This is a genomic window from Thermomonas aquatica, from assembly GCF_006337105.1.
Lineage (GTDB): Bacteria > Pseudomonadota > Gammaproteobacteria > Xanthomonadales > Xanthomonadaceae > Thermomonas > Thermomonas aquatica.
Genome location: NZ_CP040871.1, coordinates 1,505,140 through 1,519,196, shown reverse-complemented (window position 1 = coordinate 1,519,196; position 14,057 = coordinate 1,505,140). Strand labels below are relative to the sequence as shown.

At 68.6% G+C, this 14,057-nt stretch carries 13 protein-coding genes and 1 pseudogene; 7 read left to right on the top strand and 7 right to left on the bottom strand.

The genetic code is table 11. The features are described from left to right. The first annotated feature begins 43 nt into the window (after positions 1 to 43). From FHQ07_RS07345 to FHQ07_RS07330, 4 genes and pseudogenes are all read left to right on the top strand, one after another. A complete protein-coding gene (locus tag FHQ07_RS07345) occupies positions 44 to 976 on the top strand; it encodes an ABC transporter ATP-binding protein (RefSeq protein ID WP_139716191.1) in 933 nt (310 codons plus the stop codon). Then, positions 976 to 1,776, top strand: a complete 801-nt coding sequence (locus FHQ07_RS07340; RefSeq protein WP_240703445.1) for an ABC transporter permease — start codon at positions 976 to 978, stop codon at positions 1,774 to 1,776. Before FHQ07_RS07345 ends, FHQ07_RS07340 begins: the two co-directional genes overlap by 1 nt. A 41-nt stretch (positions 1,777 to 1,817) precedes the next feature. Beyond that, positions 1,818 to 3,028: pseudogene (locus tag FHQ07_RS07335) on the top strand (sensor histidine kinase). Next, a complete protein-coding gene (locus FHQ07_RS07330; RefSeq protein ID WP_139716190.1) occupies positions 3,025 to 3,627 on the top strand; it encodes a response regulator transcription factor in 603 nt (200 codons plus the stop codon). Before FHQ07_RS07335 ends, FHQ07_RS07330 begins: the two are co-directional and overlap by 4 nt. Here the strand turns inward: FHQ07_RS07330 and FHQ07_RS07325 are convergent. The 7 genes from FHQ07_RS07325 to FHQ07_RS07295 form a co-directional block, all read right to left on the bottom strand. Then, positions 3,624 to 5,006 (bottom strand): leucyl aminopeptidase family protein, encoded by a 1,383-nt coding sequence (locus FHQ07_RS07325; protein ID WP_139716189.1) that lies wholly within the window; start codon positions 5,004 to 5,006, stop codon positions 3,624 to 3,626. The two genes, FHQ07_RS07330 and FHQ07_RS07325, sit on opposite strands and share 4 nt — an antisense overlap. After that, the gene (locus FHQ07_RS07320; protein ID WP_139716188.1) at positions 5,003 to 5,716 is read right to left on the bottom strand and encodes an HAD family hydrolase; all 714 of its coding nucleotides are present in this window, start codon (positions 5,714 to 5,716) and stop codon (positions 5,003 to 5,005) included. Before FHQ07_RS07320 ends, FHQ07_RS07325 begins: the two co-directional genes overlap by 4 nt. Positions 5,717 to 5,773: 57 nt before the next feature. Further along, positions 5,774 to 6,874, bottom strand: coding sequence for an AI-2E family transporter (locus FHQ07_RS07315; protein ID WP_139716187.1), 1,101 nt, complete (start codon positions 6,872 to 6,874; stop codon positions 5,774 to 5,776). Continuing rightward, complete coding sequence (locus FHQ07_RS07310) at positions 6,871 to 7,209, bottom strand: hypothetical protein (RefSeq protein ID WP_139716186.1); 339 nt, start codon at positions 7,207 to 7,209, stop codon at positions 6,871 to 6,873. The genes FHQ07_RS07315 and FHQ07_RS07310 overlap by 4 nt, the downstream gene beginning before the upstream one ends. Before the next feature lie 27 nt (positions 7,210 to 7,236). Then, entirely contained in the window at positions 7,237 to 7,797 is a 561-nt protein-coding gene (locus FHQ07_RS07305) for a phage holin family protein (protein ID WP_240703444.1), read from the bottom strand. Between the two features lie 8 nt (positions 7,798 to 7,805). Then, the gene (locus tag FHQ07_RS07300) at positions 7,806 to 8,162 is read right to left on the bottom strand and encodes a hypothetical protein (RefSeq protein WP_139716185.1); all 357 of its coding nucleotides are present in this window, start codon (positions 8,160 to 8,162) and stop codon (positions 7,806 to 7,808) included. 94 nt (positions 8,163 to 8,256) lie between these two features. Continuing rightward, positions 8,257 to 9,720 carry a Do family serine endopeptidase gene (locus FHQ07_RS07295; protein ID WP_139716184.1) on the bottom strand — a complete coding sequence of 488 codons (1,464 nt, stop codon included), beginning with the start codon at positions 9,718 to 9,720 and terminating at the stop codon, positions 8,257 to 8,259. Positions 9,721 to 10,162: 442 nt separating this feature from the next. Here FHQ07_RS07295 and FHQ07_RS07290 point away from each other — a divergent pair, with 442 nt between their 5' ends. The 3 genes from FHQ07_RS07290 (at position 10,163) to FHQ07_RS07285 (ending at position 13,826) form a co-directional block, all read left to right on the top strand. Further along, on the top strand, positions 10,163 to 12,313 hold the full coding sequence (locus tag FHQ07_RS07290) for an adenosylcobalamin-dependent ribonucleoside-diphosphate reductase (RefSeq protein WP_139716183.1): 2,151 nt from the start codon (positions 10,163 to 10,165) through the stop codon (positions 12,311 to 12,313). A 124-nt stretch (positions 12,314 to 12,437) separates the two neighbouring features. Further along, entirely contained in the window at positions 12,438 to 12,941 is a 504-nt protein-coding gene (locus FHQ07_RS14365) for a hypothetical protein (RefSeq protein WP_168191404.1), read from the top strand. A 90-nt stretch (positions 12,942 to 13,031) separates the two neighbouring features. Continuing rightward, positions 13,032 to 13,826, top strand: coding sequence for a TSCPD domain-containing protein (locus FHQ07_RS07285; protein ID WP_139717933.1), 795 nt, complete (start codon positions 13,032 to 13,034; stop codon positions 13,824 to 13,826). The last annotated feature ends 231 nt before the right edge of the window (positions 13,827 to 14,057 follow it).

The following is a 14,057-nucleotide window of genomic DNA, read 5'->3' as shown; positions in this document are numbered from 1 at the left end:
GGACGCGGGCGCATCGTTGCCGCCATCACACGGAGGCATCCACATGGCGAACCGGGACGGCAAGCATGGCAACGGCGCGCTGGCGCGTTTGCGCGGCGCGGGCAAATCGTATGGCGCGTTGCGCGCGCTGGACGGCATCGACCTCGAATTGCGCGGTGGCGAACTGCTGGCATTGCTGGGCCCGAACGGCGCCGGCAAGACCACCGCGATCGGCCTGCTGCTCGGGCTCGTGCGCGCCGATGCCGGCGACGTCGAGTTGTTCGGCATGGATCCGCAGCGGATCGAGGCGCGCCGCCACATCGGGGTGATGCTGCAGGACGCGCAACTACCGGCGACCTTGCAGGTCGGCGAGCTGATCCGGCTGGCCGCGAGTTACTACCCGGCGCCGCGCAGCGTGGCGGAGAGCGCGGAACTGGCTGGCGTCGTCGACCTGCTCAAGCGGCCCTACGGCAAGCTGTCCGGCGGCCAGCAGCGGCGCGTGCAGTTCGCGCTGGCGCTGTGCGGGCGGCCCAGGCTGCTGTTCCTCGACGAGCCCACCGTCGGCATGGACATCGAGGCGCGGCAGAAATTGTGGGCGGCGATCCGCCACCTGGTCGCCGAAGGCAATTCGGTGGTGCTGACCACCCATTACCTGGAAGAGGCCGAAGCGCTGGCCGATCGCGTCTGCGTGATGGCGCGCGGCAAGGTCATCAGCGAGGGCAGCGTCGAGGCCTTGCGCGCGCGGATCGCGCTCAAGCGCGTGTGGTGCTCGACACGGCTGTCGCTGGCGGATGTTGCCGCATGGCCGGAAGTGGCCGAGGCGCGCATCGACGGCGATCGCCTGTGCCTGTCCACCGAGCACGTGGAACTGCTGGTGCGCCGCCTGCTGGCGCAGGACGCCAGCCTGTCCCAGCTTGAAGTGCGCGCCGCCGGCCTGGCCGAAGCCTTCACCGAACTCACCCGCGACGACAACATCGCCCTGCAGGAAGCCGCCTGATGAACAGCCCCATCGACCTGTCGATCCTGTCCGAGCGTCCGCACGCGCCGCCGATGCCGCGCGCCCGCATCGTCAACGCCTACCTGCAGGAAACCCGCAGCGAGATCCTGCGCTACCTGCGCAGCCCCGGCTTCGTGCTGCCGACCCTGTTGTTTCCCACCGTGTTCTACCTGATGTTCGGCGTGCTGCTCGGCCACGGCAACGGCCAGCAGGCGCGTTACATGCTGGCCGCGTATTCCACCTTCGGGGTGATGGCGCCGGGCCTGTTCGGCTTCGGCGTGTCGCTGGCGCTGGAACGCGACGGCGGCCTGCTCACCCTCAAGCGCGCGTTGCCGATGCCGCCGGCCGCTTACCTGATCGGCAAGCTGACGATGGCGATGCTGGTCGCCGCGGTGATCGCCTCGCTGCTGCTTTGCTTGGCGCTGTTCGTCGCCCACGTGCCGTTGACCGCAATCCAGGTCGTGCGCCTGTTCGCGCTGGAAGTCGCCGGGGTGGTGCCGTTCTGCGCGCTGGGCCTGCTGCTGGGGACGCTGATCAAGGGCCAGGGCGCGCCCGGCCTGGTCAACATGATCTACCTGCCGATGGCCTTCATGTCCGGCCTGTGGTTCCCGCTGTCGGTGATGCCGAAGTTCCTGCAGCAGATCGCCGGCCTGTGGCCGAGCTACCACCTCAACCAGCTGGCGTTGTCCGCAGTGGGCATGCCGCACGCGGGCAGCGGCGCGGCGCATGGCATGGTGCTGTGCGCGTTCGCCGTGGCCTGCCTGTGGCTGGCGGTGCGCCGCCTGCGCCGCAACGGTTGAGGCGGGCGTCGGATGCGCGCGTGCTCGCTTAGGATGACGGCATGAACGTTCCTGCATGGTTGCGACGCCGGATGGTCCCGGCCCCGGACAGCGCGGTGGCCGAGGCGATCCGCCGCGGCAAGTCGCCGTGGGCCGACGGCGTGCACCTGCTGTGGACGATATGGATCTTCCTCACCCCGCTGTTCGGCGGCGGCTACGACACGCGCTGGTTGCTGTTGACCGTGCTGTCGTATCCGATCTTCCTGTGGCTGTACGCGAAGGTGCTGCTGGCACCGCGGCGCCACGCGTGGCGTTATGCCGTCGGCATGGCGGCGTTGAGCATGGCCTTGCTGCGCTGGTATCCGTCCGGCCTCAGCTACTTCGTGTTCGGCTGCGTGATGCTGCGCACGAACGCGCGGCGGCCGACGTTGCGCGCCTACATCCTGCAGCTGCTGGCGATGAACGCGGTTTACCTCTCGCTCGCCGCGTGGATCGGCTATCCGCTGCAGATGCTGCTGTGGGTGCCGGCGATGACCCTGGTGATCGGGATCATCGTCAATGTCGAGCACAGCAGCCAGGAGAAGGACGCCGCGCTCGCGCTCTCGCACGACGAAGTGCGGCGGCTCGCCGCCACCGCCGAGCGCGAGCGCATCGGCCGCGACCTGCACGACCTGCTCGGCCACACGCTGTCGCTGATCACGTTGAAGCTCGAACTGGCGCGCAAGCTGGCCGATCGCGATCCCCCGCGTCGCGGCTGCACATGGAAGAAGCCGAACGCGTGGCGCGCGACGCGCTGGCGCAGGTGCGCAGCGCGGTCACCGGCATCCGTTCCGCCGACCTTGCCGCCGAACTCGCCTCGGCGAAACTGATGCTGGAATCCTCGCAGGTGCAGCTGGACTACGATGCGCCGCCGGACGAGTTGCCGCCGGAGGTCGAGCGCGGGTTGTCGCTGGTGCTGCGCGAAGCGGTGACCAACATCGCCCGGCATGCGCAGGCGGCGCGGGCGCGGATCGAATTCGTGCGCGAGGCGAAGACCGTGCAGCTGTGCATCGGCGACGACGGCCGCGGCGGCGTGCATGCGGACGGCAATGGCCTGGCCGGCATGCGCGACCGCGTGCGCGCGCTCGGCGGCACGCTCAGCGTGGACTCGCCGCGTGGCGGCGGCACCCGCCTGCTGGTGCGCCTGCCGTTGGCCTGGCGCGAGCCGGTCGCGCCGTTGCGCGCGGTCCCGGATGCGGCCGATGCGGCGGGCAACGCAGGTGCGCGCGCATGATCCGCATCCTGCTGGCCGAGGACCAGGCGATGGTGCGCGGCGCCTTGTCCGCGTTGCTCAACCTGGAAACCGACATCGAGGTGCTCGGCGCCGCCGCCGACGGCGAAGCCGCCTGGCGCGAACTGCAGCGACTGAAACCCGACCTGCTGGTCACCGACATCGAGATGCCGGGCCTGACCGGCCTGGAACTCGCGCAGCGCATCCAGCGCCACGAACTGCCGACGAAAGTGGTGATCGTCACCACCTTCGCCCGCGCCGGGTTCCTGCGCCGCGCGCTGGAGGCCGGGGTGTCCGGCTACCTGCTCAAGGATGCGCCGGCCGAGGACCTGGCCGAAGCGCTGCGCAAGGTGCACCGCGGCGGTCGCGCCATCGACCCGCAGCTCGCGCTCGACGCATGGAGCGATGCCGACCCGCTCAACGACCGCGAACGCCAGGTGCTGCGCCTGGCCGGCGATGGCCTGTCCGCCGGCGAGATCGCCGCGCAGCTCAATCTCTCGCAGGGCACCGTGCGCAATTACCTGTCCGAGGCGATCGGCAAGCTCGGCGTCGGCAACCGGATCGAGGCCTACCGCCTCGCCCGGCAGAAAGGCTGGCTCTAGCGCGCGCTGCGCTGCTTCAGCAATGCGTAGGTCGCGCGCAGCCCTTGCGCCTCGCCGCCGGCGGGCTTGCCGGCGCGGTCGGTATCGTTCCACGAGTAGACGTCGACATGGCCCCAGGCCTGGGTGTCGGCGACGAAGCGCTCGAGGAACAGCGCGGCGGTGACGCTGCCGGCCATGGTGCTGGCGCTGCCGTTGGCGATGTCGGCGATCCCGCTGGTGAGGTAGCGCAGGTAGGGGCGCCACAGCGGCATCCGCCACAGCGGGTCGCGGCTGCGCTGGCCGGCGAGCAGCCAATCGTTGGCCAGCGCGTCGTCGTTCGCATACAGCGCCGGCAGGTCGGGGCCGAGCGCGATCCGCGCGGCGCCGGTGAGGGTGGCGAAGTCGAGCAGCAGGTCGGGCTTGAGTTCGCCGGCGCGGGCCAGCGCATCGCACAGCACGATGCGGCCTTCGGCATCGGTATTGTCGATCTCGACGCTGACGCCCTTGCGGGTGGCGATCACTTCGCCGGGGCGGAACGCGTTCGGGCCGATCGAATTCTCCACCGCGGCGATCAGCAGGGTGATCCGCAGCGGCAGCCGGCGCGCCATCACCAGCCCGGCCAGCGCCAGCGCGTGCGCGGCGCCGCCCATGTCCTTCTTCATGTTGCGCATGCCGACCGCGGTCTTGATGTCCAGGCCGCCGGTGTCGAAGCACACGCCCTTGCCGCAGATCGCCACGTGCGGATGCGCGGCGTCGCCCCACGCCAGTTCGATGATCCGCGGCGCGCGATGGCTGGCGCGGCCGACCGCGTGGATCGCGGGATAGTTCTGCGCGAGCAGGTCGTCGCCGGCGACCACGCCGATGCTTGCGCCATGCGCTGCGGCAAGCGCGCGCGCGGCCGCTTCCAGTTCGTCCGGGCCCATGTGCTCGGTCGGCGTGTTGACCAGGTCGCGCACGCGCACGCAGGCGGCCAGCAGGTCGAGGGTTTCCGCATCGAACGCGTCGGCGACCAGCCGCGCCGGCGCGCGCTTGCCCGCCTTGTAGCGGTCGAAGCGATAGCAGCCCAGGCCCCAGCCGAGCTGCAGCGCGTGCCGCGCGCCTGCGTCGAGTTCGGTGACGACGCGCCAGTCGCCGCCCGGCAAGGCGGTCGGCGCGTGCGCGTACGAATACGCATCCAGCGCATCGCCGATGCCGATCGCCGCGCCGCCGATGCCGCCGTGCTGGTCGGCCCAGCTGATCGCGCTGCCGGCGCTGCCGTCGAAACGCTGCGCCGCCAGCCAGGCCTGCACCGGCGCGGGCTGGGCGTCGCGCCATGCGTCGAAACCGTCGCGGGTGACGACATGCAGCGAATGCGGCGCACTGGCCTGGTCGGGCGTGGCGAAACCTGCGGGTAGCGTCATGCGGCTTTCTCGTTGGTTTGCGTTGCGTCCAGCCAGTCGGCCAGCGCGGTGAGGGTGGTGAAGTGCAGATCGGCCGGCGGCAAGGCGTCCGGCCAGGCGTGGTCGCCGCGGTCGATCCAGCAGCTGCGCAGCCCCGCGTTCGCGGCGCCGGCCACGTCCATCTCCGGATGGTCGCCGACATGCAGCACCTGGTGCGGCGCCACCTCGAGGCGACGGCAGGTTTCCAGGAAGATGCCGGGATCGGGCTTGCCCGCGCCGTATTCGCGCGCGCCGAGCTGGAAGCGGAACAGCGGGGCGATGCCGATCTCGCCGAGGTCGGCATTGCCGTTGGTCAACGCCGCCACCGGCAGCCGCGAGGCGATGCGCTGCAACGCGTCCTGCGCATCGGCATAGAAATCGACGCGGTTGCGCTCGCGGAAGAAGATCGCGTGCGCGGCGCTGGCCAGGGTCGGGTCGCTGCCGCTCTCGCGCAGCGCGCGTTCGATGGTCAGCCGGCGCAGCAGGCCGAGGTCGTGCGCATGCTGGGGGAATTCGGCGAACACGCGTTCGCGCAGCGCGCGCATCTCCGCGACCGGGAAGCGTTCGGCGGTGGCCGGGCTGTGTTCGACGAACCAATGGTGCAGGCTGCGCTCGATGCGTTCGCCGATCGGGGCGAACGGCCAGAGGGTGTCGTCGAGGTCGAGGCTGATGGCGCGGACGGGGAAATTCACCGGCGCATTGTAGGGCCGGCCAGGGATCGCCGCCGTGATGCCGATTCCAGCCGCGCCTTACTCGAGCAACTTCGCCCAGCCGTCCATGCCTTCGACCTTGGTCAGCACGATCTTCACGCAGACCAGCAGCGGCACCGCCAGCAGCAGGCCGGCCAGGCCCCACAGCCAGCCGAACACCATCAGCGCCAGGATCAGCACCAGCGGCGACAGCGCCATCCGCCGGCCGAGCACGATCGGGGTGACGATCTGTCCCTCCAGCGTGTGCAGGCCCAGGTAGATGGCGGCCGGCACGAGCGCGCGCAGCGGTTCGTCGAAGCTGGCGAAACCCATCAGCAGCATCGCCACGATCCCGATCAGAGGCCCGACATACGGCGCGAAGTTGAGGATCGCCGCCATCGTGCCCCACAGCAGGGCTTCGTCCAGCGGCAGGCCGAGGATGAAGAACAGGCAGCCGGCGAACACCAGGCCGACCACCGCATTGATCACGCTGATGGTCAGCACGTAGCGGCTGACCTCGGTTTCGATCGCGTGCAGGATCTCCACCGTGACCCGTTTCTTCTGCCGGTCGGGCAGCAGCGCGATCGCGTTGCGCTGCAGATCCTGTCCGTAGACCATGAAGAAGAAGGTCAGCAGCACCACCGCCAGCACCGAGGCCGCCAGCATCGGCGTGGCGGTGAGCGAGCGGTAGGGATCGTTGACCTCGGTCTTGACCACCTGCACCGGCTTGGCCGCGCTCTCGCCGCCGGCGACCCGGGCGATGTTCTCCGCCGCCTTGTTGGCGTCCTGCACCGGCTTGGTCAGCTTCTGCAGCTTGGGCGCGAGGCTGCGCAGCTCGCGCGGCGCCTCGCGGATCCATTCCCCGGCCGGCTGCACCAGTTGCTGGCCGAGCATGACGATCAGCGCGATGCCGCTGCACAGCACCGCCAGTGCGCCGAGGAAGCGCGGGACGCGGATGCGTTGCAGCAGGCGGATGATCGGGTTGCCGATCAGGGCGAAGAACATCGCCAGCAGCACCGGCAGGATCAGGTCCTGGGTGGCCCACAGGGTGTAGCCGACCGCGAGCACCGCCAGCACCACCAATGCCAATGGCGCGCGCGGACGTGCCGCTGTTTCGGGGGCCGCGCCCGGCGTGGCCGGCTCGGTCGCGCTGGTGGTCATGGTGCGGGCGTGTCCTGCGTGGCGGTGGCGGTTTGTTGTGCGGCATCGGCGGCGTCGCCGGCTTGTTCGGCGGCGGCCTGCGCGCTGCCGCTGGCCAGCAGGCCGGACAGCGCGGTCAGCAGTTGCAGCACGCCGCCGCCGCCGGCCGCACGCAGCGGCCGTGCGCGGCCGACCAGGAAGCCCGCGGCCAGCCCGGCGACGACGATGCGTCCCGGCGTCCATGCCGCGCGCCAGCTCGACTTCAGCCGCGTCCACTGCTCGCTGGTGCGGCGCTCGCGCGATTCCAGCGCGGCTTCCGCCTGCTGCACCTTGGTGATCAGTGCGTCGAATCCCATCGGTCGGTTCCAGAGATTGGGTGGAAGCTAGGGCTTGGTCACGTCGATGCCCAGGCCCTTCTTGAGCGGATCGCCCGCATTCGCCTCGGCCACCCGTTGCGCGGCATCGGCGCTGGACTCATGGCTGTCCGCATCCGGCATGAAATCGGCCAGTTCGCCGAAGCCGAGCCGGGCGAACTGGCGGCGGGTCGCCTGCAGGCGGGTGTGTTCGAAGTAGCGCATCGCCGCGATGGCCGCGCCGACGGTCACCGCCACGCTCAACAGCGCGGCCAGCAGCAGCGCCCACAGCCACGACAGGCCGGCGCTCTGCAGGGCCGCGATCAGCGCCGCCATCAACAGCAGCCAGGACGACGCGCCGAAGGCGATGGCGACCGCGGTGAAGGCCAGGGTGCGGCCGAAGGCGCTGCGCGCAAGGGAAATGTCGGCGGCGACCAGGATCCGCATGGCCTTGGCGGCGTCGGTCGCCGCCTTCAGGCCGGCGCGGCCTTCCGCGCGCAGTTCGCGCCAGGCATCCTCGAGGCCGGGCGCGGCAGCGTCTGCCTGCCCGGATGGTTCCTCCGCCTGCGGCGCGTCCCCGTCAGCGCGCATGAGCCGGCTTACTTCTCGCTGCGCGCGAGCTTGGAGATGATCCAGCCGGCGGCGAAGGCCACGCCGAACGCGGCCAGCGGGCGTTCGCGGATCAGTTCGGCGGCGCTGTCGATCAGATCGCGGCCTTTCTCCATCAGCACGTCGACCTGCTCGCCGGTGGCGCCGCCCAGGTGCTCGCCGGCGCTGATGCCGGCCAGCGCGCCATCGGCCAGTTCGGATTTCATCTGCGCCTTGCCCAGCTTCATCTCGTCGCCGGCCGCGCTGGCGGCGCTCTTCAGCGCATCGCCCGCGGCCACGGCGGCCTGCTTGAGGTGGGTGCCGGCCTCGCCCAGGTTGCTCTTCAACGCTTCGGTGTTGCTGCTCATCGCGAATCCTCGAACATGGGCGGAAACCCCAGCATCGCAGTTCCCGCGTGATGCGCCTGTCACGGCGCGATGGTGTCGCCTGGAGGCATTACGTTCAACGCATCTGCAACTGGCCACTGTTGCGGCCGCGCAGCACGCGCAGCACCAGCTGCTGCGGCTGCGCGCCGAACGAGGCGCGGAAGCCGCCGAGGTCGGTGAACTCGCCGCTGCTCGCGGCCAGGATCACGTCGCCCTTCTGCAGGCCGTTCTGCGCCGCGCGGCTGCCGCGCGCCACCTCGTCGACCAGCACGCCGGACAGCCCTTGCCGGCGCAGCGATTCCGGCAGCTCGGCGAAGCTCGCCCCGGCCAGGCGTTCGTCCAGCTGGTTGCCGGCCAGCGCCTTCGGTGCCTCGCGCAGGCCGCTGACGAGCTGCAGCGGCTTGCCGTCGCGGCGCAGGTCCAGGGTCACCCGCGCGTTCGCCGCCTGCAGGCCCTGGAAGTTGCGCAGCGCCTCGGCGTTGTCGATGTGTTCGCCGTTCGCGGCCAGGATCACGTCGCCGACCTTCAGCCCGGCCGCAGCGCCGGCCGAACCCGGATACACCCGGGTCACCACCGCGCCGCGCGCTTCGGCCAGGCCCAGCGCGCGCATGTTGCGCGCATCCACGTCCTGGGTATCGATGCCCAGCGTGCCGCGCCTGACCACGCCACCGGCCAGCAACTGGTCCTTGATGTTGCTGGCGAGGTTGGACGGGATGGCGAAACCGAGGCCGATGTTGCCGGCCATCGAACCGCGCGGGTTGAAGCTGGCGGTGTTGATGCCGATCAGCTCGCCGTTGAGGTTGACCAGCGCGCCGCCGGAATTGCCGGGGTTGATCGACGCATCGGTCTGGATGAAGTTCTGGAAGCCGGCGCCGGGCAGGTTGTTGCGGCCGACCGCCGACACGATGCCGCTGGTCACCGTCTGCCCCACCCCGAACGGATTGCCGACCGCCACCACGAAATCGCCGATCTGCAGGCGGTCGCTGTTGGCGACGGGAATGGCGGTCAGGTTCTGCGCGGGAATGCGCATCAGCGCGATGTCGGTATCGGCATCGTTGCCGACGAACTCGGCCTTCAGGCTGCGGCCGTCGGCCAGGGTCACCTGCACCTCGTCGGCATCCTCGACCACATGGTTGTTGGTCAGCACCAGGCCGCGCTGGGCGTCGATGATCACGCCGGACCCCAGCGACTGGGCGATCCGTTCCTCGGGGATGCCGAACATGCGGCGGAACACCGGGTCGTCGCCGAACGGGGTGTTCACCCGGACCCGCTGCTTGGTGTTGACGCTGACCACCGCCGGCAGCACGCGCTTGAGCATCGGCGCCAGCGAGGGCATCGGGGTGCCGTTGACCACCGCCGGCAGCGCCGCGGTGGCGGGCACGGTGGCGGCGCTTGGCGCGGGCTCGGCGGATGCGGGCTGGTCCAGCAGGTACTGCATCGAGGTGGCGGCGAAGCCGCCGAAGGCCGCGGCGGCGGTCAATGCCAGCAAGGTGGTGCGGGCAGTGGAACGGGGGGTGTTGGCGGGGAGCGGGTGCTGCATTGCGGTACGACTCCGGGGTGGGACGGCGGTCGGGCGCCGAGAAGGCGCATTCACACTTTCCGCCGCGATCCTTGAATCTTCGGTGAAACCCAAGCCCGGCGCGAGTTGCCGGAGGTCATGCCGCGCCGGCGGGCAAATCCGGTTCGATTTGCCGTTGACTTCGCCCCGGGGGCTGGCTAAGGTCGTTTCCCGCGCTTCCACTACATCTTGTGGTTGGTTGTGTGAAACAAACCCAAGCGTTGTGTTTCACGGTTTGCAGAGATCGGCGTCCGTTGGGGAGCGGCGCAGGATGGAAGACGCGGCATAACACGGACAAAACAGGCGGCGCGCCACCGGCGCGAGGCCCCGTCGTCGCCCCCGCGACGGCGAAAGCGGACAACACGGAGCGGCTTCGCCGCAGCACCACACGGACAGGAGCAGGATCACGAATGGAAGGCATGGCATGAGCACGGCGAGGCTTGAAGCGGTGGCCACGGACACGAAGCAGGACATCCCGATGCAGCCGGCATCGACCGACATCTGGGACAAGAAGTACCGCCTCAAGACCAAGCAGGGCGTGGCGCTGGATGCCGACATCGACGGCACCTACAAGCGCGTCGCCAAGGCGCTGGCCGAGGCCGAGCCCACCGTGGACCTGCAGCAGTACTGGATGGAGCGCTTCACCTGGGCGCTGCGCCGCGGGGCGATCCCGGCCGGCCGCATCACCAGCAATGCCGGCGCGCAGGAACACAAGCCGGCCACCAGCACCATCAACTGCACCGTGTCCGGCACCATCCAGGACTCGATGGACGGCATCCTCGACAAGGTCCACGAGGCCGGCCTGACCCTGAAGGCCGGCTGCGGCATCGGCTACGAATTCTCCACGCTGCGCCCGCGCGGCGCGTTCGTCGCCGGCGCCGGCGCGTACACCAGCGGCCCGATGTCGTTCATGGATATCTACGACAAGATGTGCTTCACCGTGAGCTCCGCCGGTGGCCGCCGCGGCGCGCAGATGGGCACCTTCGACGTGTCGCACCCGGACGTGAAGGACTTCATCCGCGCCAAGCGCGAGGACGGCCGCCTGCGCCAGTTCAACCTGTCCCTGCTGATCACCGACGGCTTCATGGCCGCGGTCAACAACGACCAGGACTGGCCGCTGGTGTTCCCGGTCAACGACAAGGAGGCCGGCGACATCGACCTCGCCAACGCCGAGCAGGTCGTGTGGCGCGAATGGCCGACCCACAAGCACTACATCGTGCGCGACGACGGCCTGGTCGCCTGCAAGGTGTACGGGCACATCCGCGCCCGCCACCTGTGGGACATGATCATGGTCTCGACCTACGACTACGCCGAGCCGGGCTTCATCCTGATCGACAAGGTCAACGAGATGAACAACAACTGGTGGTGCGAGAACATCCGCGCCACCAACCCCTGCGGCGAGCAGCCGCTGCCGCCGTACGGTGCCTGCCTGCTGGGCTCGGTCAACCTGACCAAGTTCGTCAAGCATCCCTTCACCGCCCAGGCCGAGTTCGACTGGGAGGAATACAAGGAAGTGGTGCGCGTGTTCACCCGCATGCTGGACAACGTGGTGGAAGTGAACGGCCTGCCGCTGCAGCAGCAGCGCGACGAGATCATGCGCAAGCGCCGCCACGGCATGGGCTTCCTCGGCCTCGGCAGCACCATGACCATGCTGCGGATGAAGTACGGCAGCAAGGAATCCTGCGAGTTCACCGAACGCATCGCCCGCGACATGGCGGTGGCCGGCTGGGAGATGGGCCTGTCGCTGGCCAAGGAGAAGGGCGCCGCGCCGATCATGGACGAGCGCTTCACCGTCACCGCGGCCATGCTGCGCCAGCGCCCGGAAATGGTCCGCGACGGCTGGAAGATCGGCCAGGACATCGAAGGCAAGACCCTGCACGCCAGGTACAGCCGCTACATGCAGAAGGTGGCCGAGGTCGCGCCGGAACTGGTCGAGGAGCTGGCCGAGGTCGGCGCCCGCTTCACCCACCACAGCTCGATCGCGCCGACCGGTACCATCTCGCTGTCGCTGGCCAACAACGCGTCGAACGGCATCGAGCCGTCGTTCGCCCACCACTACAGCCGCAACGTGATCCGCGAAGGCAAGAAGACCAAGGAAAAGGTCGACGTGTACTCGTTCGAGCTGCTGGCCTACCGCGAGCTGGTCAACCCGAAGGCGATGCCGTTCGCCGAGGACGCCGCCGCCAAGCTGCCGGACTACTTCATCAGCGCCGACGACATCAGCCCGAAGGAGCACGTGGACGTGCAGGCCGCGGCGCAGAAATGGGTGGATTCCTCGATCTCCAAGACCGCCAACGTCCCCACCGACTACCCGTACGAGGACTTCAAGGACATCTACCGCTACGCCCACCAGCAGGGCCTGAAGGGCTGCACCACCTTCCGCTTCAACCCGGCCGCCTTCCAGGGCGTGCTGGTCAAGGAAGCCGACCTCGAGAACACCACCTACCGCTTCGAGCTGGACGACGGTTCGATGATCGAGGTCAAGGGCAACGAACAGATCGAATACGACGGCGAGCTGCACACCGCCGCCAACCTGTTCGATGCGCTGAAGGAAGGCTACTACGGCAAGTTCTGACCCCGTGCCGCGCCGGCGCATCCCGCCGCGCGGCCTGCCGATCGTCACGCTGCACGCACGCCTTTCGCGGGTATAGGATCGCCCTGTTGTACCCACCCACCAACGCCCATCCGAGGAGGGGCACATGAGCAACGGAAATGGAGTGACGGCAACGTTGTCCGATGCCGCCGAAAGCGTGAAGGAAAAAGCCGCCGAAATCGGCGAAGCCGTGGCCAGCACCGCCAGCGCCACCGTGGCGAAGGCGAAGAAGGCCGCCAAGTCCGCCGAGAAGTCGGTGAAGTCCAAGGTCGCCAGCGCCAAGAAGGCGGTCGGCAAGACCGTGGCGAAGGCGAAGAAGAAGCTCGCCACCGCCAGCGCCGACGCCAAGAAGGAAGTGGCCAGCCTGAAGAAGAAGGTCGCCGGCAAGAAGGCCGCCACCAAGAAGGCGGCGAAGAAGGTCGCCAAGAAGGCCACCGCCAAGAAGGCGGCGGTGAAGAAGGCGGCCAAGAAGGTCGCGAAGAAGGCCACGGCCAAGAAGGCCGCGGTGAAGAAGGCGATCAAGAAGGCCGCCCCGAAGAAAGCCGCGAAGAAGGCGGTGAAGAAGGCCGCGCCGAAGAAAGCCGCCAAGAAGGCCGCGAAGAAGAAGTAGGCACCACGCCCGCCCGGCGCACGCCGCCGGGCGGGTGGATCACGCAACGCACACCCAGAACAACAACACAGCACAGCAACCGGAATGCAAATGGCCGTCAGGATCGAAAAGAAAATCAAGGGCTACGCCGTCGTCACCCCCGAGGACAAGGCCAAGGAAGCCGCCATCAAGGCCGATTCCATCAGCCGCGCCCAGGCCGAGGCCGAGCTGCCCAGCGCCGACGTGATCCAGATGCACGAGCGCATCGAGCGCCCGGAAGTGCTGATCGGCTCCACCTACAAGATCAAGTCGCCGCTGGTGGAGCACGCCATGTACGTGACCATCAACGACATCGTGCTGAACGCCGGCACCGACCACGAACACCGCCGCCCGTTCGAGGTGTTCATCAACTCCAAGTCGATGGATCACTTCCAGTGGATCGTCGCCCTCACCCGCATCATGTCCGCCGTGTTCCGCAAGGGCGGCGACGTGACCTTCCTGGTCGAGGAAATGAAGGCCGTGTTCGACCCGAAGGGCGGCTACTTCAAGGCCGGCGGCGTGTACATGCCCAGCCTGGTGGCCGAGCTCGGCATGATCATCGAGGACCACCTGAAGTCGATCGGCATGATGCACGACCCGGAGATGAGCGAGCACCAGCGCGCGCTGATCGCGGAGAAGCGCCGCGCCTACGAGCAGCGCTCAAAAAAAAACTCTGACGTAGCCGCCGCCGGCGAGATGGGCGGCGCGATGACCGCCGCCGCGCAGGACGAGGACATCGAAGTGACCGGCGAGGGCGTGAGTTTCCCGCCCACGGCGACGATGTGCCACAAGTGCTCGACCAAGGCGCTGGTGCTGATGGATGGGTGTGCGACTTGCTTGAATTGTGGGTATTCGAAGTGCGGGTGATTTTTTGATTGAAGGGGCTGAGCTAATTTGGCTCAGCCCTTTTCTATTGGAGGGGGCGATAGATGGATGCAGAGGAGCTAGCAGCTATTCCCGTATGGGTTGACCGTGAAGTTGCCAAGAGGCGAATTCCACGGCTCTACTCCACATTGGCCTCTGTATTGCAGAACAATGCAAATGGCAGCCGCTAGGCTTTTGAGGAAGAGAAGAATCGACTGGTTGAGGCAATCGGAG